Annotated in this window: 26 protein-coding genes; 17 read left to right on the forward strand and 9 right to left on the reverse strand. The window is 72.7% G+C overall.

What is annotated here, in order from left to right; genetic code table 11:
• Positions 1-24: 24 nt before the first annotated feature.
• Positions 25-993, reverse strand: coding sequence for an NlpC/P60 family protein (locus tag OG799_RS35020; protein ID WP_406041561.1), 969 nt, complete (start codon positions 991-993; stop codon positions 25-27).
• A gap of 503 nt (positions 994-1496) precedes the next feature.
• Between OG799_RS35020 and OG799_RS35025 the strand changes: the two genes are divergently transcribed.
• Positions 1497-2024 carry a DUF6232 family protein gene (locus OG799_RS35025; protein WP_406041563.1) on the forward strand — a complete coding sequence of 176 codons (528 nt, stop codon included), beginning with the start codon at positions 1497-1499 and terminating at the stop codon, positions 2022-2024.
• Positions 2025-2079: 55 nt separating this feature from the next.
• Here OG799_RS35025 and OG799_RS35030 read toward each other — a convergent pair whose 3' ends face one another.
• Both OG799_RS35030 and OG799_RS35035 read right to left on the reverse strand, forming a co-directional pair.
• Positions 2080-2406, reverse strand: a complete 327-nt coding sequence (locus OG799_RS35030) for a DUF3817 domain-containing protein (protein ID WP_406041565.1) — start codon at positions 2404-2406, stop codon at positions 2080-2082.
• Positions 2407-2431: 25 nt separating this feature from the next.
• Positions 2432-2848, reverse strand: coding sequence for a hypothetical protein (locus OG799_RS35035; protein ID WP_406041567.1), 417 nt, complete (start codon positions 2846-2848; stop codon positions 2432-2434).
• A 121-nt stretch (positions 2849-2969) separates the two neighbouring features.
• Between OG799_RS35035 and OG799_RS35040 the strand changes: the two genes are divergently transcribed.
• Genes OG799_RS35040 through OG799_RS35050 form a run of 3 tightly spaced genes read left to right on the forward strand, consistent with a single transcriptional unit; the run spans position 2970 to position 4186 of the window.
• Entirely contained in the window at positions 2970-3284 is a 315-nt protein-coding gene (locus tag OG799_RS35040; protein WP_406041569.1) for a DUF6158 family protein, read from the forward strand.
• On the forward strand, positions 3284-3613 hold the full coding sequence (locus OG799_RS35045) for a hypothetical protein (protein WP_406041571.1): 330 nt from the start codon (positions 3284-3286) through the stop codon (positions 3611-3613). Before OG799_RS35040 ends, OG799_RS35045 begins: the two co-directional genes overlap by 1 nt.
• A gap of 30 nt (positions 3614-3643) precedes the next feature.
• Positions 3644-4186, forward strand: a complete 543-nt coding sequence (locus OG799_RS35050; RefSeq protein WP_406041573.1) for a DUF1360 domain-containing protein — start codon at positions 3644-3646, stop codon at positions 4184-4186.
• Positions 4187-4237: 51 nt separating this feature from the next.
• On the opposite strand, the gene OG799_RS35055 is transcribed toward OG799_RS35050, so the two are convergent.
• The 3 genes from OG799_RS35055 to OG799_RS35065 form a co-directional block, all read right to left on the reverse strand.
• Complete coding sequence (locus tag OG799_RS35055; RefSeq protein WP_406041575.1) at positions 4238-4447, reverse strand: hypothetical protein; 210 nt, start codon at positions 4445-4447, stop codon at positions 4238-4240.
• Positions 4448-4538: 91 nt separating this feature from the next.
• Complete coding sequence (locus OG799_RS35060) at positions 4539-4763, reverse strand: hypothetical protein (protein WP_406041577.1); 225 nt, start codon at positions 4761-4763, stop codon at positions 4539-4541.
• A 351-nt stretch (positions 4764-5114) separates the two neighbouring features.
• A complete protein-coding gene (locus tag OG799_RS35065) occupies positions 5115-6200 on the reverse strand; it encodes a 3-deoxy-7-phosphoheptulonate synthase (protein ID WP_406041579.1) in 1086 nt (361 codons plus the stop codon).
• A gap of 259 nt (positions 6201-6459) precedes the next feature.
• Here OG799_RS35065 and OG799_RS35070 point away from each other — a divergent pair, with 259 nt between their 5' ends.
• From OG799_RS35070 to OG799_RS35095, 6 genes are all read left to right on the forward strand, one after another.
• The gene (locus tag OG799_RS35070) at positions 6460-6672 is read left to right on the forward strand and encodes a hypothetical protein (RefSeq protein WP_406041581.1); all 213 of its coding nucleotides are present in this window, start codon (positions 6460-6462) and stop codon (positions 6670-6672) included.
• A gap of 77 nt (positions 6673-6749) precedes the next feature.
• Positions 6750-8045 carry a M16 family metallopeptidase gene (locus OG799_RS35075; protein WP_406041583.1) on the forward strand — a complete coding sequence of 432 codons (1296 nt, stop codon included), beginning with the start codon at positions 6750-6752 and terminating at the stop codon, positions 8043-8045.
• Positions 8042-9388 carry a M16 family metallopeptidase gene (locus OG799_RS35080; protein WP_406041585.1) on the forward strand — a complete coding sequence of 449 codons (1347 nt, stop codon included), beginning with the start codon at positions 8042-8044 and terminating at the stop codon, positions 9386-9388. The genes OG799_RS35075 and OG799_RS35080 overlap by 4 nt, the downstream gene beginning before the upstream one ends.
• A 244-nt stretch (positions 9389-9632) precedes the next feature.
• On the forward strand, positions 9633-10658 hold the full coding sequence (locus OG799_RS35085; protein ID WP_406041587.1) for an aspartate-semialdehyde dehydrogenase: 1026 nt from the start codon (positions 9633-9635) through the stop codon (positions 10656-10658).
• Between the two features lie 365 nt (positions 10659-11023).
• Positions 11024-11464 carry a PPOX class F420-dependent oxidoreductase gene (locus OG799_RS35090; protein ID WP_406046498.1) on the forward strand — a complete coding sequence of 147 codons (441 nt, stop codon included), beginning with the start codon at positions 11024-11026 and terminating at the stop codon, positions 11462-11464.
• 77 nt (positions 11465-11541) lie between these two features.
• A complete protein-coding gene (locus tag OG799_RS35095) occupies positions 11542-11880 on the forward strand; it encodes a Tn3 family transposase (RefSeq protein WP_406046499.1) in 339 nt (112 codons plus the stop codon).
• A 46-nt stretch (positions 11881-11926) separates the two neighbouring features.
• On the opposite strand, the gene OG799_RS35100 is transcribed toward OG799_RS35095, so the two are convergent.
• On the reverse strand, positions 11927-12682 hold the full coding sequence (locus tag OG799_RS35100; RefSeq protein WP_406046500.1) for a helix-turn-helix domain-containing protein: 756 nt from the start codon (positions 12680-12682) through the stop codon (positions 11927-11929).
• A gap of 226 nt (positions 12683-12908) precedes the next feature.
• On the opposite strand from OG799_RS35100, the gene OG799_RS35105 reads away from it, so the two are divergent.
• The 4 genes from OG799_RS35105 (at position 12909) to OG799_RS35120 (ending at position 15292) form a co-directional block, all read left to right on the forward strand.
• Positions 12909-13580, forward strand: a complete 672-nt coding sequence (locus OG799_RS35105; RefSeq protein WP_406041589.1) for a DUF4097 family beta strand repeat-containing protein — start codon at positions 12909-12911, stop codon at positions 13578-13580.
• 17 nt (positions 13581-13597) lie between these two features.
• Complete coding sequence (locus OG799_RS35110) at positions 13598-14413, forward strand: alpha/beta fold hydrolase (RefSeq protein ID WP_406041591.1); 816 nt, start codon at positions 13598-13600, stop codon at positions 14411-14413.
• A gap of 104 nt (positions 14414-14517) precedes the next feature.
• A complete protein-coding gene (locus OG799_RS35115; RefSeq protein WP_406041593.1) occupies positions 14518-14721 on the forward strand; it encodes a helix-turn-helix domain-containing protein in 204 nt (67 codons plus the stop codon).
• 154 nt (positions 14722-14875) lie between these two features.
• Positions 14876-15292: a CBS domain-containing protein gene (locus tag OG799_RS35120; protein ID WP_406041595.1), complete on the forward strand. Its 417-nt coding sequence runs from the start codon at positions 14876-14878 to the stop codon at positions 15290-15292.
• Between the two features lie 82 nt (positions 15293-15374).
• Here the strand turns inward: OG799_RS35120 and OG799_RS35125 are convergent, their stop codons facing one another.
• The gene (locus OG799_RS35125; protein WP_406041597.1) at positions 15375-16487 is read right to left on the reverse strand and encodes a DNA glycosylase AlkZ-like family protein; all 1113 of its coding nucleotides are present in this window, start codon (positions 16485-16487) and stop codon (positions 15375-15377) included.
• Positions 16488-16639: 152 nt separating this feature from the next.
• Here OG799_RS35125 and OG799_RS35130 point away from each other — a divergent pair, with 152 nt between their 5' ends.
• Together OG799_RS35130 and OG799_RS35135 are read left to right on the forward strand one after the other, a co-directional pair.
• A complete protein-coding gene (locus tag OG799_RS35130) occupies positions 16640-17011 on the forward strand; it encodes an SCP2 sterol-binding domain-containing protein (protein WP_406041599.1) in 372 nt (123 codons plus the stop codon).
• Positions 17011-19074, forward strand: a complete 2064-nt coding sequence (locus tag OG799_RS35135; protein ID WP_406041601.1) for a glycogen debranching N-terminal domain-containing protein — start codon at positions 17011-17013, stop codon at positions 19072-19074. The genes OG799_RS35130 and OG799_RS35135 overlap by 1 nt, the downstream gene beginning before the upstream one ends.
• A gap of 159 nt (positions 19075-19233) precedes the next feature.
• On the opposite strand, the gene OG799_RS35140 is transcribed toward OG799_RS35135, so the two are convergent.
• Positions 19234-19881: an alpha/beta hydrolase gene (locus tag OG799_RS35140; RefSeq protein ID WP_406041603.1), complete on the reverse strand. Its 648-nt coding sequence runs from the start codon at positions 19879-19881 to the stop codon at positions 19234-19236.
• Between the two features lie 131 nt (positions 19882-20012).
• Between OG799_RS35140 and OG799_RS35145 the strand changes: the two genes are divergently transcribed.
• Positions 20013-20762 carry a lysophospholipid acyltransferase family protein gene (locus OG799_RS35145; RefSeq protein WP_406041605.1) on the forward strand — a complete coding sequence of 250 codons (750 nt, stop codon included), beginning with the start codon at positions 20013-20015 and terminating at the stop codon, positions 20760-20762.
• The last annotated feature ends 5 nt before the right edge of the window (positions 20763-20767 follow it).

Raw genomic sequence — 20767 nt, forward strand, 5'->3', positions numbered from 1 at the left:
ACGCCGGCCGTTCGTCGTGTCGGGTCAGCGCACCCGCCCGTAGCCGGCGATGGACATCATGTCCATGTCCCGCTTGCTGACGTTGCGGCCCGCGCTGGGCGCGTCGATCACCTGACCGCCGCCCACGTAGAAGGCGACGTGCCCCAGGCCGGAGTAGAAGACCAGGTCACCCGGTTGCAACGAACTCCGGCTGACCCGCGAGGTGGCGTCCCACTGCATCGCCGCGTTGTGCGGCAGGGACTTCCCGGCCGCCCGCCAGGCGGCCAGCGTCAGCCCCGAGCAGTCGTACCCGTCGGGACCGTCGGCGCCCCAGACGTACGGCTTGCCGATCGCGCCGTACGCGTACCGGACCGCGACCCCGGCTGAGCCGGCGATGGCCGGGGCGCTGCCGGCTGAGCTGGTCCTCGGCGGCGCCTCGGTGGCCCGCCCGTACGCCTGCCGGCGCAGCTCGTAGAGGCGCGCCAGGTCGGCCTGGATCTTCTGCTTGCCGGCGGCGAGCTGCCTGGCCTGGGCGGCCTCCTGGGCCAGTGTGGCGTCCAGCCGGGTCTTCTCGTCGATCAGCTTGCGCTGACTGGTGGTGAAGCCGGCGATGGTCGCCTGACGCTGCCGGGTCAGCTGGTCCAGGGTGCTCAGTCGGTCGGTCACCGAGTTGGACCCGCCCTGCTCGAGCAGGGCCTCGGCGGTCCGCAGCCCCCCGGTCTTGTACGCGGTGACGGCGATCTGGCTGACGTCGGCGCGGCTCTTCTCGGTCTGTGCCTGCATCGGGCCGATCTTGGCCTGCAACGTGGCCGCCGTGGCCTTGTTGGCCTTGATTTCCTCGTTGAGCTTGTTGTAGGACTCGACGATTCGCTCCAGCTCAGTCGAGGACTTCTCGATCTGCTTCGTCAGCTCGGCGGGGGTGGGCTCGGCCCGAGCCACCGACGCCGGGGCGAGCAGCGCGGCCGAGAGGCCGGCGACCGCCAGCGAGCGCAGCAGGATCCGTAAGGACGACAAGAGCGGAAGACTCCTCTCCCACGGTCGCCGGGCCGGCTTTCGGCCCCGGCGACACCGGCCCGGCGCCATCCGGCTGGATGGCGGTCGACCGGTCCGGCCCGGACAACCTAACCCGGGACGGGAGTCACCCGCAGTTGAAGCAGGGGCGAATGTTGGCAAAGCGTCAGGAAGTGCCAGTGGGGCGGATTACCCTTCGTGACCATCCCGCCGGCCGACGGTCGCCGTCCCGTCCGGCTCCGCGTGCTCCGGGCGCTTCGCCTGATTCGTCGTTCTGGGCGGATGTCGTCAGACACCGTTGCGCTAAATGCTGACAAAGCGCGAAATGGATTCCGTTCGACGGCATGCACCGCCCGCCGTGGCCGCCCGGCGCCGCCGAAAACGCCAGGTCGAGGTGGCGCGACCGCAACACAATGAAGCGCGGAGCCGGGAATCCCGTCGGAGGGCATCGACACAGCTCAGCGGCGGCGCAGCCGCCCCGGCGCCGCCAGCCCCGGGAGGACGCCGTGCAGACCGATGGCTCCGCCACCCACCCGCCCCGCTCGCCGAAGGCGACCGGCGCGAAACCCACCCTGCTCTACGCGCGACCCGGCATCGTCGTCACCGGCGAGCGCTTCACCGTCGGCCGGAACAGTTGGCCCGTCGCCGAACTGACCCACCTCCGGACCAGCCGCGGCCCGCACGACCGGCTCGCCGTCCGCGCCGTCGTCGTCACCGCCGCCATGATCGGCGGCGTCGGGGTGCTGCTCGGCTTCACCGGCGGCCTCCAGCGGCTCACCGCCGGGGCGTACCTGACGTTGGGGGCGGTCGGCCTGCTGCCCCTGACGCTGGTGCTGGTCGGCGACCGTTGGCGGCCACCCGCGTACGAGCTGTGGGGCCGGCACCGCGGCGCCGAGGTACTCCTCTTCAGCAGCGACGACGAGCGGCAGTTCGGCCAGGTCACCCGCGCACTCCAGCGGGCCCGCGAGGGCGCCCGCCACGGCGGGTGGGAGGACCCGGTCGCCGCCGCCGACCCGTGGCGGCCGAACCGCTGACCGCCACGGGTCCGCCGCTGACCACCGGGCCGGCCGCCGACCGCCGGCCCGGTGGTCAGCCGGCGACCGGCTCCGGCGTCCGGGGCCGCTCGGCGGTCAGCCAGTGGCTGACCCGGCGCTCCGCGTAGAACGACACGAACGGCACCGTGCCGGCGAGCATCACCAGCAGCATCCGCTTCAGCGGCCAGTCGGCCCGGCGGGACAGGTCGAACGTGGCGGCCAGGTAGAGCATGTACAGCCAGCCGTGCGCCGTGCCGACCACCGCCACCACGGTCGGATTGTCGAAGCCGTACTTCAGCGGCATGCCGATCAGGACCAGCACCGCCAGCGCCACGCCCACGATCCAGGCGATCACGCGGTACCGGGTAAGGGCTCCGCCCACCGTCGTCCGTCCTTCCGAACCGGCCTCAGCCGGGATAGTCGCCGGGCCTCGCGCCCGGGTTGGCGTTCAACCATGTCAGGTAGCGGTTGTACTCGGCGAGGTCGCCGTCATCGGCCCCGTCTCCGGGCACCGGCACCCGGCTGACCCGCACCGGTCGGCGTACTCCCGCGGTGGCCGCGCCTGGCTCGGAGCCGGCGGTCGCCGGCGGTGCCGGGGTCGGCCGGTCGATACGCGTGCCGCGCAGCGTGTGCCGCACCTCACGCCACCAGACGAAGACCACGAAGCCGGCGAAGACCGGCCACTCGATCGCGTATCCGAAGCTGAGCGAATTGCCTGAGGCGGCGCGGGTGACCTGCCACCAGCCGAGGCCGAGAAAGCCCACGACCAGCACGACCATGGCCACGTGGCGGGCGATCCACGCCGGTGTCCAGAGCCGCTTCATGCCCTCGAGCGTACCGGGGCCACCCGCCATCTCCGACGCGGTGTCGTAGTCGGCGGGGTTTGGTGGCACCCCGGGTGGGCATCCGTCTAGACGCCAGCCCGAACGAGACGAGGGGGCGACGATGACCGAATCAGTACGCCGGCCCGGTGACGCCAGCCCGGAGCAGCGGCTGCCGGAGTGGGACGGCGACCACGTGCGGGACCCCGCGACGGCGGACGTCGACGGCGAGCTGCTCGGGGTGGACCCCTCCGAGCTGGGCGACGAGGACCTGATCCGGGAGATGCAGAGTCTGCACCGCACCCGGCTGGACACCCTGCGGCACGCGGCCGACTCCGCGCTCGCCAACCACCTGCGCCGGACGGCGGAGTTGGAGACCGAGTACCTCGCCCGGCACCCGGGGCGCGAGGTCGACCCGAGCCGGCTGCGGGAGGTCTGATGGCGGCGCACGCCGAACGGGGCATGTCGGCGCCGCCCGAGGTGGTCTTCAACACGGCCATCGACCCGGACCGCGCCGGCGCCTGGCTGCCCGAGCCGCTCCGGCAGGACGGCGACCGCCGGCCGGAGGTGATCAGCGCCGAGCAGCTGCGGGCCCGGTGGTGCAGCGACTCCGCGCCCGACTGGACCGCCGAGATCCAGGTGGAGGCGGCCGACGCCGGCGGGGCCCGGGTCCGGCTCGACCTGACCGGCGGGGACGCCGACGGGCTCGCCGACGAGATCCTGGCCAACCTCGCCCGCGAGGTGGCCGACAACCTGACCGCCGGCTGAGTCGGCCCCGTGACGAGACGAGGAGACCGGGTGACCCCCAGTGGCCTGAAGCAGAAGGTGGCGCGGCTGCGCCAGGCGTACGCGCCGCACGAGCAACGGCCGCTGGGCGGATACCTGGCGGCGATGGGCGCCTACGCCACCGTCACCGCCGCCCTGGCCGGCCTGGTCCGGGCGACCGGGCGGCCGGTGCCGGAGCGACCCGCCCCCGCCGACGTGGTGCTGCTCTCCATCGCCACGCACAAGCTCAGCCGGCTGCTGTCCAAGGACGCGATCACCAGCCCGCTGCGGGCCCCGTTCACCCGGTACGACCACCCGATCGGCAGCGGCGAGGTGATGGAGCAGGTCCGCGACCAGGGCAGCCCCACCCGGCACGCCATCGGCGAACTGCTGAGCTGCCCGTTCTGCCTGGCGGTGTGGGTGGCCACCGGGCTCACCGGCGGCCTGGTGCTGGCCCCCCGGCTGACCCGGCTGGTCGCGACCGCGCTGACCGCGGTGGCCGCCTCGGACTTCCTCCAGATGGGCTACGCGGTGGCCCAGCAGGCCGCCGAGGGCGGTCACCACGACGAGAAGTGAGGTACGACGGAAGGGGCCGGCGTCGACGCCGGCCCCTTTCGCTCGTCCAGATCAGGTGGGGGTCGTCCCGTGGTTCTCGCCGGCCCAGCCGCGCGACGCCTCCGGCTCGCGTTCGTCCTCATCCGTGCCGGTGATGATCTCGTCATCCACCGCGGTCTCCTGGTGCTCCCGGGAGAAGTCGGGATCCGCGTCCGGGTCCGGGCCCTTCGGCGGCTGGCCGAGCGCCTCGATGTGCTCGTGCCCCTCGTCGCGGTCGCTCATCGCACTGTCCTCTCCCTCGTCCGGGTCCTCGGCGTCTCCGTCGTCCGGGCCCGGCGTGCGGCAGGGTCCGCCGCTGTGCCGGTCCCGGTCCTCACGCCACGGTTCCGCCGAGCAGGTCGGCCGCCTCGTCGACCGCGTACTCGCCCTCGGGGAGGGCGGCGATCCGGGAGAGCAGCTCCGCCGGGAGTTCCGCGGCGACCGCCCGGCGGTAGATCTCCGCCTGCGTGATCCGCTCCTGACCGCGGTAGATGTCGTCGAGCAGCTCGTCCACCTGCCGGATGTCCGGCTCGTCCGTCACGGGTGCGTCGTCGGTCACGCCGATCAGCTACCCGGGCCCGAATCGGTCAAACGTCCCCCGGCTCGGGGCGATCTCGCCCGACCCGCCGCGTGACGGCGCACACAGCCCGGCCCGGAACACCGCACGGGGTCGAGTCGTTGTGCAGAGCGTCGGTGTGTCCAGTGTCCCCGGGCCTCACCTAATTGCCTTCGCGGAATACCGTTCGGCTGGAGCCGCGTCGTGCCACTCGCCGAGAGGCGACCTGCACACCGACACCCAGCGCCGCCCCGGCCCCGGCCGGGGCGGCGCTGTCTCTATCCCCCGCCGCGCCCCCGCCCCGCGTCCCCGTGCCCCGGTTGATCAGGGTCGGGGCAGGAGGTGGGAGGTGGGCTAGGCGGGGGTGGGGAGAGTGGCGCGGCGGGTGCGGACCGCCGTTGCCAGGTCGGTGAGGACCTGGGCGGTGGTGTCCCAGCCGAGGCAGGCGTCGGTGACGGACCTGCCGTACTCCAGCTCGCGGGTGGGGTCAAGGTCCTGGCGGCCGGGCTGGAGGAAGCTCTCCAACATGATGCCGACGATGCCGCGCTGGCCGGCGGCGAGCTGGGTGGCCACGTCCGCCGCCACCTTCGGCTGGTTGCGGTGGTCCTTGCCGCTGTTGGCGTGGCTGGCGTCGACCACCACCCGCTCCGGCAGCCCGGCCGCGCGCAGCAGGTCCAGCGCCCCGGCCACCGACTCCGCGTCGTAGTTCGGGCGCCCGCCCCCGCCGCGCAGCACCAGGTGCCCGTCGGCGTTGCCCCGGGTGTGCATGATCGCCGGGGTGCCCGAGAAGTCGATGCCGGGGAAGACGTGCGGCACGCCGGCCGCGCGGATCGCGTCCACGGCGGTGGAGATACTGCCGTCGGGGCGGTTCTTCATGCCGATCGGCATCGACAGGCCGGAGGCGAGCTGCCGGTGCACCTGGCTCTCCACCGTCCGGGCGCCGATCGCGCCCCAGGCGACGGTGTCGGCGATGTACTGCGGGGTGATCGGGTCGAGGAACTCGCAGCCCACCGGGAGGCCGAGGCGCAGCACGTCGAGCAGGAGCGCGCGGGCGATCCGCAGGCCGGTGTTCACGTCACCGGAGCCGTCCAGGCCGGGGTCGTTGATCAGGCCCTTCCAGCCCACCGTCGAGCGCGGCTTCTCGAAGTAGACCCGCATCACCACCAGCAGGTCGTCGGAGAGCCGGTCGGCCACCTCGCGCAGCCGGCCCGCGTACTCCAGGGCGGCGGCCGGGTCGTGCACCGAGCACGGACCGACCACCACCAGCAGGCGGTCGTCGGCGCGGTCCAGCACCCGGCCCACTGCGCGCCGACCGGCCAGCACGGCTTCGGTGAGCGTCGCGTCCAGCGGCAGGTGGTGGTGCAGCAGGGCCGGGGTGGTCAGCGGCACGACACGGTCGATCCGCTGGTCGATGACCCGATGGGCGTCCGGGGTCGTCACGGTGGGGTTTCCTTCCGCCGACCGTGCCCCGGGGCCGGCGCCCGAGGTCGAGCCGGCTGCTCGTACGCAAAAGGGCAGGGACGTGATCCCTGCCCAGCCGGCTCGAAGAGGAGTGACGTCAGATCATGGTGAAGTCACCGGCTCCTCCAGCCGGCTGCCTAAACCATCGATACGACCGCGTCACGTCCGCCAGCGTACCCGACGTGACGGAGCAGGCTCACTCCGTTCCGCAGAGCGGTACGCGGGGTAAGGGGTCGGCATGAGTCATGAGCAGAGCGACCAGGACCGGGTCGAGTCCCGGGCCCACCTGCTGCCCGAGGAGGCGTCGGTGGGCAGCGACGACCCGGAGGCCCAGGCCGACGCCATCCTCACCGAATCGGACCTCCGGGAGGACCGGAACGTCGCCCCGGACACCACCCTGGAGCACCGTACGTCGGATCAGACGGTGACCCCGAGCGAGCCGCCGGACTGAGCCGACGCGCCGCGCGCGGACCGACGATGCGCCCCGCTCGTCACCTTTCCGCCCGCGCGATCGGATAGCGTCGTGCCATGCCCGACAGCGGTTACCCCTGGCCGATCGAGACGACCCGACTGGACAACGGCCTGCGCGTGGTGGTGAGCGAGGACCGCACCGCGCCGGCGGTCGCCGTGAACCTCTGGTACGACGTGGGTTCGCGACACGAGCCGGACGGGCAGACGGGCTTCGCCCACCTCTTCGAGCACCTGATGTTCGAGGGCTCGACGAACGTGGCGAAGACCGAGCACATGAAGTTCATCCAGGGCGCCGGTGGCTCGCTCAACGCCACCACCAACCCGGACCGGACCAACTACTTCGAGACGGTCCCCGCCGAGCACCTGGAGCTGGCGCTCTGGCTGGAGGCCGACCGGATGGGCGGTCTGGTGCCGGCGCTGACCCAGGAGACGCTGGACAACCAGCGCGAGGTGGTCAAGAACGAGCGGCGCCAGCGCTACGAGAACGTCCCGTACGGCGACGCCTGGCTGCGGCTGCTGCCGCTGCTCTACCCGCCCCGCCACCCGTACCACCACGCCACGATCGGCTCGATGGCCGACCTGAACGCCGCCGCCCTGGCCACCTTCCAGGAGTTCCACACCACCTACTACGCGCCGAACAACGCGGTGCTCACGGTCGTCGGGGATGCCGACGCCGCGGAGGTCTTCGCGCTGGCCGACAAGTACTTCGGCGCCATCCCGGCCCGCGCCGACATCCCGGACGCGCCGGACGGGCGTACCGTGCCGGCGACCGGGCGCCCGGCGGGGGAGACGGTCACCGCCGACGTGCCCGCGCCGCGGGTCTACGTCGCGCACCGCACCCACCCGTTCGGCACCCCCGGGTACGACGTGACCACCGTGCTCGCCACCGTCCTGGGCAGCGGCCGGGGCAGCCGGCTCTACCAGCGCCTCGCCGACGGCGAGCGGATCGCCCAGCCGGACCTGGTCGGCGCGTACGGGGTGGACCTGGCGCACGCCCCCGCCCCGCTCATCGCCACCGCCACCGCCCGCCCCGGGGTGACCGCCGAACGGTTGGCGGCCGGGCTGGCCGAGGTGGTCGACGAGCTGGCCACCGTGCCGGTGACCGCCGCCGAGCTGGACCGGGCCAAGTCACTGCTGAGCACCATGTGGTGGCGGCAGATGTCCACCGTGGACGGCCGGGCCGACGCCCTCGGCCGGTACGCCACCCAGTTCGGTGACCCGGCCCAGGCCGGCGAGCGGCTGCCGGCCTGGCTCGCGGTCACCGCCGAGCAGATCGCCGAACAGGCCGCCGAGCTGCTCGGCGCCGCCGACCGGGTGACCCTGACCTACCTGCCCGAGGAGAAGACCTCATGACGCTGATCGCGCAACGTCCCGGCCCGGGCGCCGCCCGCCCGTACCGGTTCCCGCCGGTGGTCCGCCGGGCCGTCGCCGGCGGGCAGGTCGTCGCCGCGCACCTGCCCGGGCAGAACCTCGCCGTGGCGCTGCTGCTGCTCGACGCGGGTGCCGGCCGCGAGCCGGTCGGCAAGGACGGCGTCGGCGGGGTGCTCGCCAAGGCTCTCGAGGAGGGGACCGCGCAGCGGGACGCCACCGCGTACGCGCTGGCCATCGAGGCGCTCGGCACCGAGCTGGTGACCGGCCTGGACTGGGACTCCTTCCAGGTCAGCGTGCAGGTGCCGGTGGAGCGGCTGAGCGCCGCCGTGGAGCTGCTCGCCGAGGCGGTCCGGACGCCGCGGCTCGACCCGGCCGACGTGCGGCGGGTCCGCGACGACGAGGCGACCGCGCTGCGGATGGACTGGGCCAACCCGGGCCCGCGGGCGGATGCGGCGCTGCGCGCCGACCTCTTCGGCGCCGAGAACCGCTGGGGCCGGCCGATGTACGGCGACCCGGAGACGGTGGCCGGGCTCGACGTGGACGACGTGACGGTCTTCCACTCCGAGTGGTTCATCCGCCCCGGCACGCTGATCGTCGCCGGCGACCTGGAACGGGTCGACCTGGACGCGCTCGCCGCGGCGGCGTTCGCCGGCGCCGGCGGCGGGCCGGTGGAGAAGGGCGCCCCGATCGAGGTGCCGCTGCACGACCGGCGGCGGATCATCCTGGTGGACCGGCCCGGGTCGGTGCAGTCCACGCTGCGCCTCGGCCACCCGTCCCCGCACCGCGCCCACCCCGACCACGTGCCGATGACGCTCGCCGGGACGGTGCTTGGCGGGGCGTTCACCTCCCGGCTCAACCACCTGATCCGCGAGGTGCGCGGTTACACGTACGGCATCCGGGGCGACTTCGCCTCGTCCCGCCGGTTCGGTCGGTTCGCGGTCAGCTCCGGGGTGCAGACCGCGGTGACCGCGCCGGCGCTGGTCGAGGCGGTCGGCGAGATCACCCGTACCCAGGTGACCGGGGTGACCGAGGACGAGTTGACGGTGGCCCGCTCCTGGCGGGCCGGGCAACTCTCGGTGGAGCTGCAGAGCCCCCGGGCGATCGCCGCCGCGCTGACCACGCTGGTGGTGCACGACCTGCCGGACGACTACCACGCCCGGCTGCGCGAGTCGCTGCTCGCCGCCGACGTCGAGCAGGTGAGCGCGGCTGCGGCGGCGTACCTGCAGCCGCACGCGCTCACCCTGGTGGTCGAGGGCGACTCGGCGGTCATCCGGGACGAGCTCGTCGCCGCCGGCCTGGGCGAGGTGGTCGACCACACGGTGTGAGCCGGGCAGGTGTGTGACGTCGCTCGCGTGTGGCGGTCGGGTGGTGGACGCGGCCGGCGGCCCGAGATCGGCAAAGCTGCGGCCGGGCGCGGCAGCTACGTGCGATCTTCCGGCCCGGCGGGCCGGTCGGCGCGTTCGTTGCGGCCGGGCCGCCCGCCCGGGCCGCACCCGATCCGCCTGGTCGGGGTCCGGGCCCTGGGAAAGCGTTCCCGGTCGGGTCGTCGGGCTGGGTAGCCTCGCGGGCATGAGGATCGGCATTGTGGGGGCCACCGGCCAGGTCGGTGGCGTGATGCGGCAGGTGCTGGCGGAGCGCGAGTTCCCGGCGGAGCAGGTGCGGTTGTTCGCCTCGGCGCGGTCGGCCGGGCGCACCCTGCCCTGGCGGGACGGCGAGGTCACCGTCGAGGACGCGGCCACCGCGGACTACCGCGGGCTGGACATCGTGCTCTTCTCCGCCGGCAAGGGCACCGCGAAGGAGCTGGCCACCCGGGTCGCCGCGGCCGGCGCGGTCGTCATCGACAACTCCTCGGCCTTCCGGATGGACCCGGAGGTGCCGCTGGTGGTCGCCGAGGTCAACCCGCACGCCGCTGCGAACCGGCCGAGGGGCATCATCGCCAACCCGAACTGCACCACGATGGCCGCGATGCCGGTGCTGCGCCCGCTGCACGGGGAGGCGGAGCTGGTCGGCCTCGTCGTCTCGACGTACCAGGCGGTCTCCGGCGCGGGGCTGGCCGGCGTGGCCGAGCTGGACGAGCAGGTCCGCAAGGTGGCCGAGCACGCCAGCGGCCTGGCTTTCGACGGCGCCGCAGTGGAGTTCCCGGCGCTGCGGTCGTTCGCCCGCCCGATCGCCTTCAACGTGCTGCCGCTGGCCGGCTCGATCGTCGACGACGGCTCCTTCGAGACCGACGAGGAGCAGAAGCTGCGTAACGAGAGCCGCAAGATCCTGGAGATCCCCGGGCTGAAGGTCTCCGGCACCTGCGTCCGGGTGCCCGTCTTCACCGGCCACTCGCTCCAGATCAACGCGCGCTTCGCCCGCCCGATCACCCCGGCCCGCGCCCACGAGCTGCTCGACGGCGCGCCGGGCGTGGCGCTGTCGGACGTGCCCACCCCGTTGCAGGCCACCGGGCAGGACCCGACGTACGTCGGGCGGATCCGGGCCGACGAGACCGTCGAGCACGGCCTCGCCCTCTTCTGCTCCAACGACAACCTGCGCAAGGGCGCCGCGCTCAACGCCGTGCAGCTCGCCGAGCTGGTCGCCGCCGAGCGCCGCTGACCCCCGCCGGCGCCTGCCGCACCGCCGGGCTGGGATCCGGGACGGTCCTGGCCGGTCGGGTCGCCTGGCCGGCGCGGTTGGCTGGTCGGCCGCCGTCAGCAGATGTCCTCGCGAGCGATATACCTGAGAGGCATATTTATGCCTCTCAGGTATATCGCTCGCCGGGCATATCCCCGGTCGGAGGGTGCCGGAACGGTCCGCGCTCGCGACGGCTTCGCGGCGCCGGGCGGCGAGGTCCAGCCGACCGCGCTCAGCCGCGTCGGGGCAGGCCGCGGGTGGTGACGTGTCGACGCGTCAGCGTCGCGGTGGACCCGAATGTGCGCTGAGATGGAGTCGGCAACATGCGACTTGACGCGGAGGACGCCATGGCGAACGAGAAGACCGAGCGGGCCCTGACCGACCTCATCGCCAGCCGGTGGCTGGGCGTGCTGGCCACCATCAAGCGGGACGGCCGGCCCCAACTGTCCAACGTGGTCTATTCCTTCGACCGGGAGCGGGGCCTGATCCGCGTCTCGGTCACCGACGGTCGGGCCAAGACCGCCAACCTGCGCCGCGACCCCCGGGCCAGCTTCCACGTCAGTAGCGACGACGGGTGGGCGTACGCGGTGGCAGAGGCGCGGGCCGAGCTGACCCCGGTGGCTGAGCGGCCGGACGACCCGACCGTGGCGGAGCTGGTCGGGCTCTACCGGGCGGTGCAGGGCGAGCACCCGGACTGGGCCGACTTCCGGGCCGCCATGGTCGCCGAGCGCCGCCTGGTGCTGCGGCTGCACGTCGAGCGCGTCTACGGCATGCCGCCACGCGGCTGACCCTCGTCGGGTTCCCGCCACGGCCCGACCTCGTCCGGACGTGCCACTGCGGCCTCGGAGTCCTAGCCCCGACGCTGCTGCCGCGGCTGAAGAACATCGGCCGCATCCGGCTGTACCGCCCGGACGACGCCCAGCCCGGCTGGCCGGCCCTCGGCGGCTCCCTGACCCGCCCGATGGTCAAGTACGCCACCGCGCTGCGGCTGGGGACGGCGGAGGCCGAGCAGGTGCTGCGGCGCTTCACCCGCGGCGGCCCCACGCACCCCACCTACGCCGCCCTGGAAGAGCTCGCCCCCGTACCTCGGCAGATGCCGCCACCCGGTCAGCCACGGAGCTGCGATGAAGGACTTGCCGACCTCACCGACCCCTGCATGAGCGGGGCCGCCTGGCGGGCGCGCGATGGGGTCGGCTCAGGTTGAAGGGGCCGGCGTGGGCACCACTGGCTGTGACCATCAAGACGGCTGTCTATCCGCGATCTGAACTTGGCTTGGCAGTGCCGCCTGAGCTCGCTTCGGGTTTCGTGTAGAGGACTTCGCGGACCTGCTCCGCGGCGCGGAGGATGCTCTCGCTGATGAAGTCGCTGAAGCGGGCGATGTTCTCGAGGCGGGCGGCGGCCGGGGTGCCGGGGCCGAGGACGCTGACGCCCTGCCGTGCGGTCTCGGCGACCTGGGCGATGCCGCGGGCGCTGGCGATCGTCGACTGGTACCAGACGTCGTCGTCGACGAAGTAGCGCTCGCGGCGGCGTTCGTCGCGTTCCCGGCGGATGAGGCCCTGATCTTCGAGGAACGCGATCGCCTTGGAGACGGACGCCGGGCTGACCTGGAGGTGCTGGACGAGTTCGGACGCGGTGAGGCTGCCCGCGTCGGCGATAAAGAGGCAGGTCAGCACCCGAGCCATCATCTTGGGCAGGCCCTGTTGCATCAGGAGGGTGGTGAACGCCTCCTCGTATTCACGCACGGCCTCGTCGTCGCGCCCGTGGCCCTGCGCCAGCGCCCCGTGCTCTCGGGGCGGGGTGTGCTTGCGCCGGTGGGCGCGGCGTTCGGTGGCGCGGTGGGCCAAGTCGGCGCGGTAGGCGGTGGGGCCGCCGTTGCGCATGACCTCACGCGTGATCGTCGAGGTGGGGCGGTCGAGACGTCGGGCGATCTCCGCGTAGGCGAGGCCGTCGGCCAGCCCCAGCGCGATCTGCTGACGTTCCTGCTGGGTGAGTCTGCCTCCCGGCACCGCGATCTCCCTTCGTGCTTCCCTGGTGCCGCCAGCGTAGCGTTCGCCCACAGTCCAATGCAACGACCAGGACATCTGCCATTGCGTTAGGTTCACATCCATTGCAACGAAAACTGGACTTCCACCTGCGCTAATACAGGTTGTGCGCAACGAACTCGTTGCGCAATTCTCGAACGCAACGTAGTGTTTCCGGTGTCAGAAACGATGAGCGCACGAGGAGAGCATGATGCAGAAGTTCGACACCTCCGCCGCGATCTCCGCCGTCCTGGACATCCCCGCCGGGCGCATCCAGGTCATCGCCGCCGACCGGGCCGACACCACCGTCGAGGTCCTGCCCGCCAACGCCTCCAAGGGCCGCGACGTGAAGGCGGCTGAGCAGACCAAGGTCGAATTCGGCGACGGCGTCCTGCGGATCAAGGCCCCGGCGGAGAAGAACCAGATCCTCGGCGCGTCCGGATCCATCGAGGTGACGGTCCAACTGCCCGCCGGTTCCCGCATCGAGGCGAAGGCGGCCGCCGCCGAGTTCCGGGGCGTCGGACGGCTCGGCGACGTCGCCTGCGAGGGCGCGCACGGCGCGGTCAAGATCGACGAGGCCGCGAGCGTGCGCGTGGCCGCCTACGCCGGTGACGTCACGGTCGGCCGCCTTACCGGCCCCGCGGAGATCAGCACCCAAAAGGGCGACATCCACATCGCCGAGGCCACCTCCGGCACGGTCGTGCTGCGCACCCAGATGGGCGACGTGACGGTCGGCGCCGCCCACGGAGTTTCCGCCTGCCTGGACGCCGGCACCGGCTACGGCCGGATCCACAACGCGCTGAAGAACACCGAAGGCGCCGCGGCCGGCCTGACCATCCACGCGACCACCGGCCACGGCGACATCACCGCCCGCAGCCTGTAGAGAAGGAGCCATCCGTCATGACGAAGAACAGCACTTCCTCGACCAGTTCGAAGTGGACCGGCATGGTGCCGGTTGACGATACGGCCCTGGCCGTCACCGACACTGGCGGTCCCGGTATCCCTGTGGTCTACCTCAATGGCCAGTTCGCCACTCAGGGGTACTGGCGGCGGGTCATCGCTGAACTCGGCCCCGACTACCGGCACATCACCTACGACGAGCGGGCCCGCGGCAAATCGAAGAAGTCGGCCGACTACTCCTTCGAGGCCGCCGTCCGCGATGTCGACGTCGTCCTCAAAGCCAGGGGCGTGGACCGGCCGCTGGTGGCGGGCTGGTCATACGGGGCGTTCGTCGCCGCGCACTGGACCAGCCGGAACGCCGACCGTGCCCTGGGTACGGTCTTGGTGGAAGGCGCGCAACCGCACGACTGGCTCGACGAGGCCATGGAGCAGCGGATCCGCAAGCTGTTCAAGCGGTTGAGCTGGTTCCTGCCGCTGCTGCGCCCGACGGGCCTGACCCCGCGGTTGAACGCCGCGCAGATGGCCGAGTGCAACATCGAGCTCGGCAAGCTCGCCCGCGCACGGAATCTGGGTCCGGTGCTGGACGGCATCACCGTCCCGACGCGGTATGTGTTCGCGTCCGGGGCGTCCATCGGAAGCAAGGGTGATGAGCAGGAACGCATCCGCGCCAGCGTCGATCAGGTGGTCGAGCGCAACCCGAACATCAAGATCAGCGCGAAGGTCGCCAGCAACCACGACCACATCCTGAAAAAGGACTACCGGACCATCGCCGAGGTCGTACGCGAGGTCGGCGCCCTCGGCCGCGGCCGGCGCTGAAGACCTGACCAGCGGACTGACGATCAGCCAGGCAGCGGCCTTCGCCGGTGTCATGGTGAGAAGCTGTTTCCGAACCTCGATTACCCAGGTCAGGGCCCAGTGCGATGGAACGCCGGACGTTGCGGCCGTTCGCGAAGCTCATCGCGGACCAGGCTGCGCTCGCCCAACGGCTCTACGACGAGCGGGAGAAGACCGTCCAGCAGATCGCCGACATGTTCGGCGTGCCCCGGTCAACCGTGTACGGACACCTCGACAAGACCAAGACCGTCCCCCGCCAGCTCAAGAAGACCACGGCCACAAAGCCCTGACCGCTACCTTGCGGCTGGAGTCAGAGATAGGAGCCCGGGGCCACTGCTGGTGCTCGACCTGCGCCGGCGGCTGCGCCGCCCACGACCGAGCGGCGGGCGTTACCGGTCGGCGGGGGCGGGTAGACGACCGTGCCGACACCGAGAGGGGAGCACCATGACAACGGTCGGAGAGTTCATGACGACCCGGTTGGTGACGATGGACGGCAACGACACGCTCACCGCGGCGGCGCAGGAGATGCGCGACAGCGCCATCGGCGACGTGGTGGTGACCGACGGCGACAACGTGGTCGGCATCGTCACGGACCGGGACATCACGGTCCGCGGCGTTGCCGAGAGCATGAACCCGAGCACGACCAGGCTCAACCAGATCACCACCAAGGACGTGGTCACGGTGAGCCAGTACGACGACGCGGTGGCCGCCGCCGACCTGATGCGGACGTACGCCGTACGCCGGCTGCCGGTGATCGACGACGGCCGCCTGGTCGGGCTCATCTCGATGGGTGACCTCGCCGTCGAGCGGGAGCCCCAATCGGTGCTCGCGGACATCAGCGCCGACGAACCGAACAACTGACCCGTCCGCCGCGGTGATGCCGGCCCCCGGTTCGGGGGCCGGCGTCGTGCGCCCCGAAGCGGCCGGTTGCCGGCGACCCCGGTCAGACCTGCTCGATCACCACCCGCGCCTCGGCTGCGCCCCGGGCGGCGGCCACCACCTTGGCTTCGGTTTCCACCGCCCGGCCGACCCGGCTCGGCAGCGCGGCGAAGGGGGTGACGGTGAGGTCGAGCCGGCCCTTGGCGGCCTGCTTGGCGCGCCAGGTGCCGGCGATCTCGCCGTCGACCAGCAGCGCGCCCGGGTTGCCCAGCATCCGCCACAGCTGCTGCTGGTGGGCCTTCTCCGGGACCAGCAGGGCCCGGTCGCGGGCCTGGAGGTAGGGGTCGCCGGGTGGCAGCAGCCGGACCAGCCGCGCCGGCTCGGCCGCCCGGAGCGCCTCGAGCCGGTCCGCCGGCACCCAGGCCGGGCGACCGTCGACGCGCACCTCCGTCAGCGCGCCCGACGGCCAGACGCGGCGCAGCTCGGTGGCGCTGGTGCCGAGGAAGCCGGCCACGTCGCCGACCGTCGCCGGGCCGAGCAGCCGCAGGTAGGCCAGGGCCAGCGCGTCGGCGCCGGTCGCCGCGTCGGGCGGCCCCGACCACCCGGCCAGCGGCGCGAGCCGCGCGGCCCGCCCGGACACCGCGAGGCGCACCCCGCCGGCGAGGCCGGCCTGCTGGAAGAGCGCGCCCGAGACGTGCCGGCTGCCGCAGGGCCGGCAGTCGTAGCTCAGCGCGGCCGGGATCCGCTCGGTGACCGCCCGGCTCACCTCACCCCGGTCCATCGGCGCGGTCACCACCGCCCGGAACGCGTCGGCGGCGGCCCGGAACGCGGCCAGCCCCAGCTTTGCCCCCTCCCGGATCTGCCCGGGGATGCGGCGGGTGGCGTCGGTGTCGCTGAGTGGCCAGAGCGCGGCGGCCAGCGCCGGCAGCTCCGCCCGGCGGTGCAGGTGCGGGGCGCCCCGGAAGGACCAGACCAGCTCCAACCGGTCGTCGTCCGGCCCGACGGCCGCGGGAACGCGGGCGGCCAGCGCCAGCCGGGCCGAGCCGTACGGGGTGTCCTGGATGCCCAGGGCCAGCACGTCGAGGTCGGCGGGGCGCAGCCCCGGACGGTCGAGCTGCTGGGCCGCGACCCGGTAGGCCAGCACCCGCTCCCGGTCGATCTCCGGTATGCCCGCCACAGGCCCTCCTCGTCTCTCCCGTCGGAGGTTACCGCCGCCCTCCGCCGCACCCGCCGCGTCGACTCACCCGAACCGGGCGAGATTGACGTCGTACCCGGTGGGGACCCCTCCTCGGACGTCGAACGCCGCGGATCGCGGGAGGAGTGGACCGGATGCTGGACGCGACCACGAGGTTCTTCGAGGACCTGGACCGGCGGGGGTTCGAACCCCTGTTGCAGAAAACCTCCGGAACCCTGCGCTTCGACCTGCACGAAGGGGCGCACACGACCCATTGGCTGCTCGAGATCGAGCGGGGCAAGCTGCACGTGAGCCAGGAGGACCGGGAGGCCGACACGGTGGTGGGTACCCCGCCGCGGCTCTTCGGCGAGCTGGTCACCGGCAATGAGAACGCCATCGCGGCGCTGATCCGGGGCGACATGACGGTCTCGGGCGACCTGCGCCTGGTGCTGCAGGTCGAACGGATCTTCCCCGGTCCGCCGGATGCCCGCGGGCCCCACCACGCGTTCCAGAGGGAGGTCCACTGATGCCGGGCACCAACACGATCCGGATCCTGGACGGCAACACGTTCGTGGTCTCCGAGGACACCGGCGACATCGAGGCCACCCCGAGTGAGCCCACCGGCCTGTTCTCCCTCGACACCCGCTTCCTGTCCAAGTGGGTGCTGACCGTCAACGGTGAGCGGCTCAATGCGCTCTCCTACGACGACCTCCAGTACTACGAGGCGCGGTTCTTCCTGGTGCCGGGGATGGCGACGCACTACATCGACGCGAAGCTGTCGGTCATCCGGGAGCGGGCGGTGGGCGGCAGCTTCCGGGAGACCCTGACCATCCTCAACCACGACGAGAAGGCGGTCGACCTGGAGATCCGGATGGACGCCGGCTCCGACTTCGCCGACCTGTTCCAGGTCAAGGACGAGATCCTGAACAAGAAGGGCGAGATCTACAGCGAGGTCGAGGCGGACCGGCTGCGGATCGGCTACCGGCGCGGGAACTTCCGGCGGGAGACGGTGATCACCTCCTCCGTGCCGGCCCGCTACGACCCGAACGGATTCGCGTACACGATCCACCTGGAACCCAACGAGCAGTGGAACACGGCGATCGACGTGCAGACGTACGCGCTCGGCCCGGGCGGCCGGGACCTGCGGATGGGGTTGCGGGCGCACGGCACCGAGCGGCTCGCCCTCCAGCACGACCTGGAGGAGTGGATCGCCCGGGCGCCCAAGGTGAACAGCGAGCACGGTGAGGTCGCCCACACGTACCGGCGCAGCCTGATCGACCTCGCCGCGCTGCGCTTCTCGCCGCTCTCACTCGGCGGGCAGACGCTGCCGGCGGCCGGCCTGCCCTGGTTCATGACCATGTTCGGCCGGGACAGCATCCTGACCTGCCTACAGGTGCTGCCGTTCGCCCCGGCCCTGTCGAAGACCACGCTGCGGATCCTGGGCGCCCTGCAGGGCACCCGCTTCGACGACTTCCGCGACGAGGACCCGGGCCGGATCCTGCACGAGATGCGGTACGGCGAGACGGCCGCCTTCGAGGAGCAGCCGCACTCGCCGTACTACGGCTCGGTCGACGCGACCCCGCTGTTCGTGGTGCTGCTCGACGAGTACGAGAAGTGGACCGGCGACGTCACGCTGGTCAAGGAGCTGGAACGGGAGTGCCGGGCCGCGCTGAAGTGGATCGACGACTACGCCGACCTGGTCGGCAACGGCTACATCTGGTACGAGCGGCGCAACACCGACACCGGCCTGGAGAACCAGTGCTGGAAGGACTCCTGGGACTCGATCTCGTACCGCGACGGGACGCTGCCCCCGTTCCCGCGGGCCACCTGCGAGGTGCAGGGGTACGCGTACGACGCGAAGATGCGGGCCGCCCGGCTGGCCCGGGAGTTCTGGGGCGACCCGGCGTACGCCGACCAGCTGGAACGGGAGGCGGCCGAGCTGAAGCAGCGGTTCAACCGGGACTGGTGGGTCGAGGACGGGGAGTTCTTCGCCCTCGGCCTGGACCCGACCGGCCGGCAGATGGACGTGCTCAGCTCGAACATCGGCCACCTGCTCTGGAGCGGCATCGTCGACCACGAGCGGGCGGCGAAGATCGCCGAGCACCTGGTCGGCCCGCGGCTCTTCTCCGGGTGGGGGGTGCGGACCCTGGCCGAGGGCGAGGTCCGCTACAACCCGATCGGCTACCACAACGGCACGATCTGGCCGTTCGACAACTCGTTCATCGCCTGGGGGCTGCGCCGGTACGGCTTCGCGGAGGAGGCGGCCACCATCGCCAGCGGCATCCTGGACGCGGCCAGGTACTTCGACGGGCGGCTGCCCGAGGCGTTCGGCGGCTACGACCGGGACCTGACCAAGTTCCCGGTGGAGTACCCGACGGCGTGCAGCCCGCAGGCCTGGTCGACGGGTACGCCGCTGCTGTTGCTCCGCACGATGCTCGGGCTGGAGCCGCACGAGGGGCACCTCGCGGTCGACCCGCGGCTGCCGATCGGCATGGGTCGGATCGAGGTGCTGGACATCCCGGGCCGGTGGGGCCGGGTGGACGCGTTCGCACGGGGCCGGATGGACATGCACAAGCTGTCCGCCTCGTAGCGGCTCGGTCGGTCCGAGTGAGCGCTCGGCGAGCCGGACCCGGTCCTCGTCGACCACCGGCAGCCCGGTGACCGTGCTCCAGAACGGCGCGAGCAGGTACGGGTCGCGGCAGTGGATGACGATCGCGGCGAGATCGGGCATGCCCTGACGGCAGCCGCGTCAGCCGGGCGGCAGGACGCTGTCCAGGAACGCGCCGGTGGCCGCCCGGATGTCCGGGCGGCCCAGGTCGAGGGCGTGCCCGCCGTGGGTGATCCAGGTGTGCACGGGGTGCCCCGCGGCGAGCAGCCGTCCAGTGAGCTCGACCGACTGGCTGACCGGCACAGCACGGTCGTCGCGCCCGTGCACCAGCAGCACCGGCACGCCGGAGCCGAGGTGCGTGGCGACGGTCGCGTCGGCGGTGGCCGGGTCGCCGGCGGCCGGCGGGTGGCCGAGCAGGCCGGCCCACGGATCGTCGTGGGCGCGCAGCCGCCGCCAGTCCGCGTCGAGCGGGTCGACGGGCGGCCAGTACGCGAGCGCGCCCGCCACGTCGCCGGGCCGGTCGACGCCGCGCAGGGCCAGGTGCAGGGCCAGGGTCGCCCCCGCCGAGTCGCCGCCGGCCAGCAGCGGCAACCCGCCGGCCGCCGCCCGGGCCGACCGCGCCGCGGCCCGTACGTCGTCGAGCTGGGCCGGCCAGTGTGCCTCGTCCACGAAGCGGTAGGTCGCCGCGACCACCCGCAGTCCGAGCGGGGCGAGCGCGGCGCCGTCCTCGTGGTACCGGCCCCGCCAGCCGCCGCCGTGGATCCAGAGCAGCACCGCGCGTTCCGTCATCGCGCCATCGTGCCGGGCTCCGCCGCCACCCGCCAACCGCCTCTGCCGAGGGCAGAAGGGCAGAAGGGTGGTCCTCCGACGGCACGCTCGGCCCCTACGGTTCCGTAACCTACGCGGGGTAAAGTTGCCGGATGCCGGAACTCGTGTACCCGCCCGTGATCGCCGCCGCCAAGACGATGTTCCGGGTCCTCGACCTGCGCCTGACCGTGGAGGGCAGCCACCACGTGCCGCGCACGGGTGGCGCGGTGATGGCCAGCAACCACGTCAGCTACCTGGACTTCATCTTCTGCGGCTACGGCGCGTACGAGTCCCGGCGGCTGGTCCGGTTCATGGCCAAGCAGGAGGTCTTCGCGCACAAGGTCTCCGGCCCGCTGATGCGCGGCATGAAGCACATCCCGGTGAACCGCCGGGCCGGCGCCGGTTCGTACAACACGGCGGTGGACGCGTTGCGGCGCGGCGAGGTGGTCGGCGTCTTCCCGGAGGCCACGATCAGCCGGTCGTTCCTGGTCAAGGAGCTCAAGAACGGCGCGGCCCGGATGTCGCAGGAGGCGGCGGTGCCGCTGCTCCCGGTCGCGCTCTGGGGCACCCAACGGCTCTGGACGAAGGGTCGGCCGCGCACCCTGACCCGCCGGCACACCCCGATCACCATCCTTATCGGCGAGCCGATGAGCCCGACCGCGTACCCGGACGCCAACGCGATGACGGCCGAGCTGAAGAGCCGGCTGAGCGCGCTGGTGGACCAGGTGCAGCGGGAGTACCCGGACGCCCCGGCCGGCGCCGACGACACCTGGTGGCAGCCGGCGAACCTCGGCGGCACCGCGCCGACCCTGGAGGAGGCCGCCGAGCTGGACCGCCGGGGCCGCCGGGCCTCCGCCGCCTGACCCGG

Source organism: Micromonospora sp. NBC_00898 (genome assembly GCF_045207895.1).
In the GTDB taxonomy this organism is placed as follows: Bacteria; Actinomycetota; Actinomycetes; order Mycobacteriales; family Micromonosporaceae; genus Micromonospora.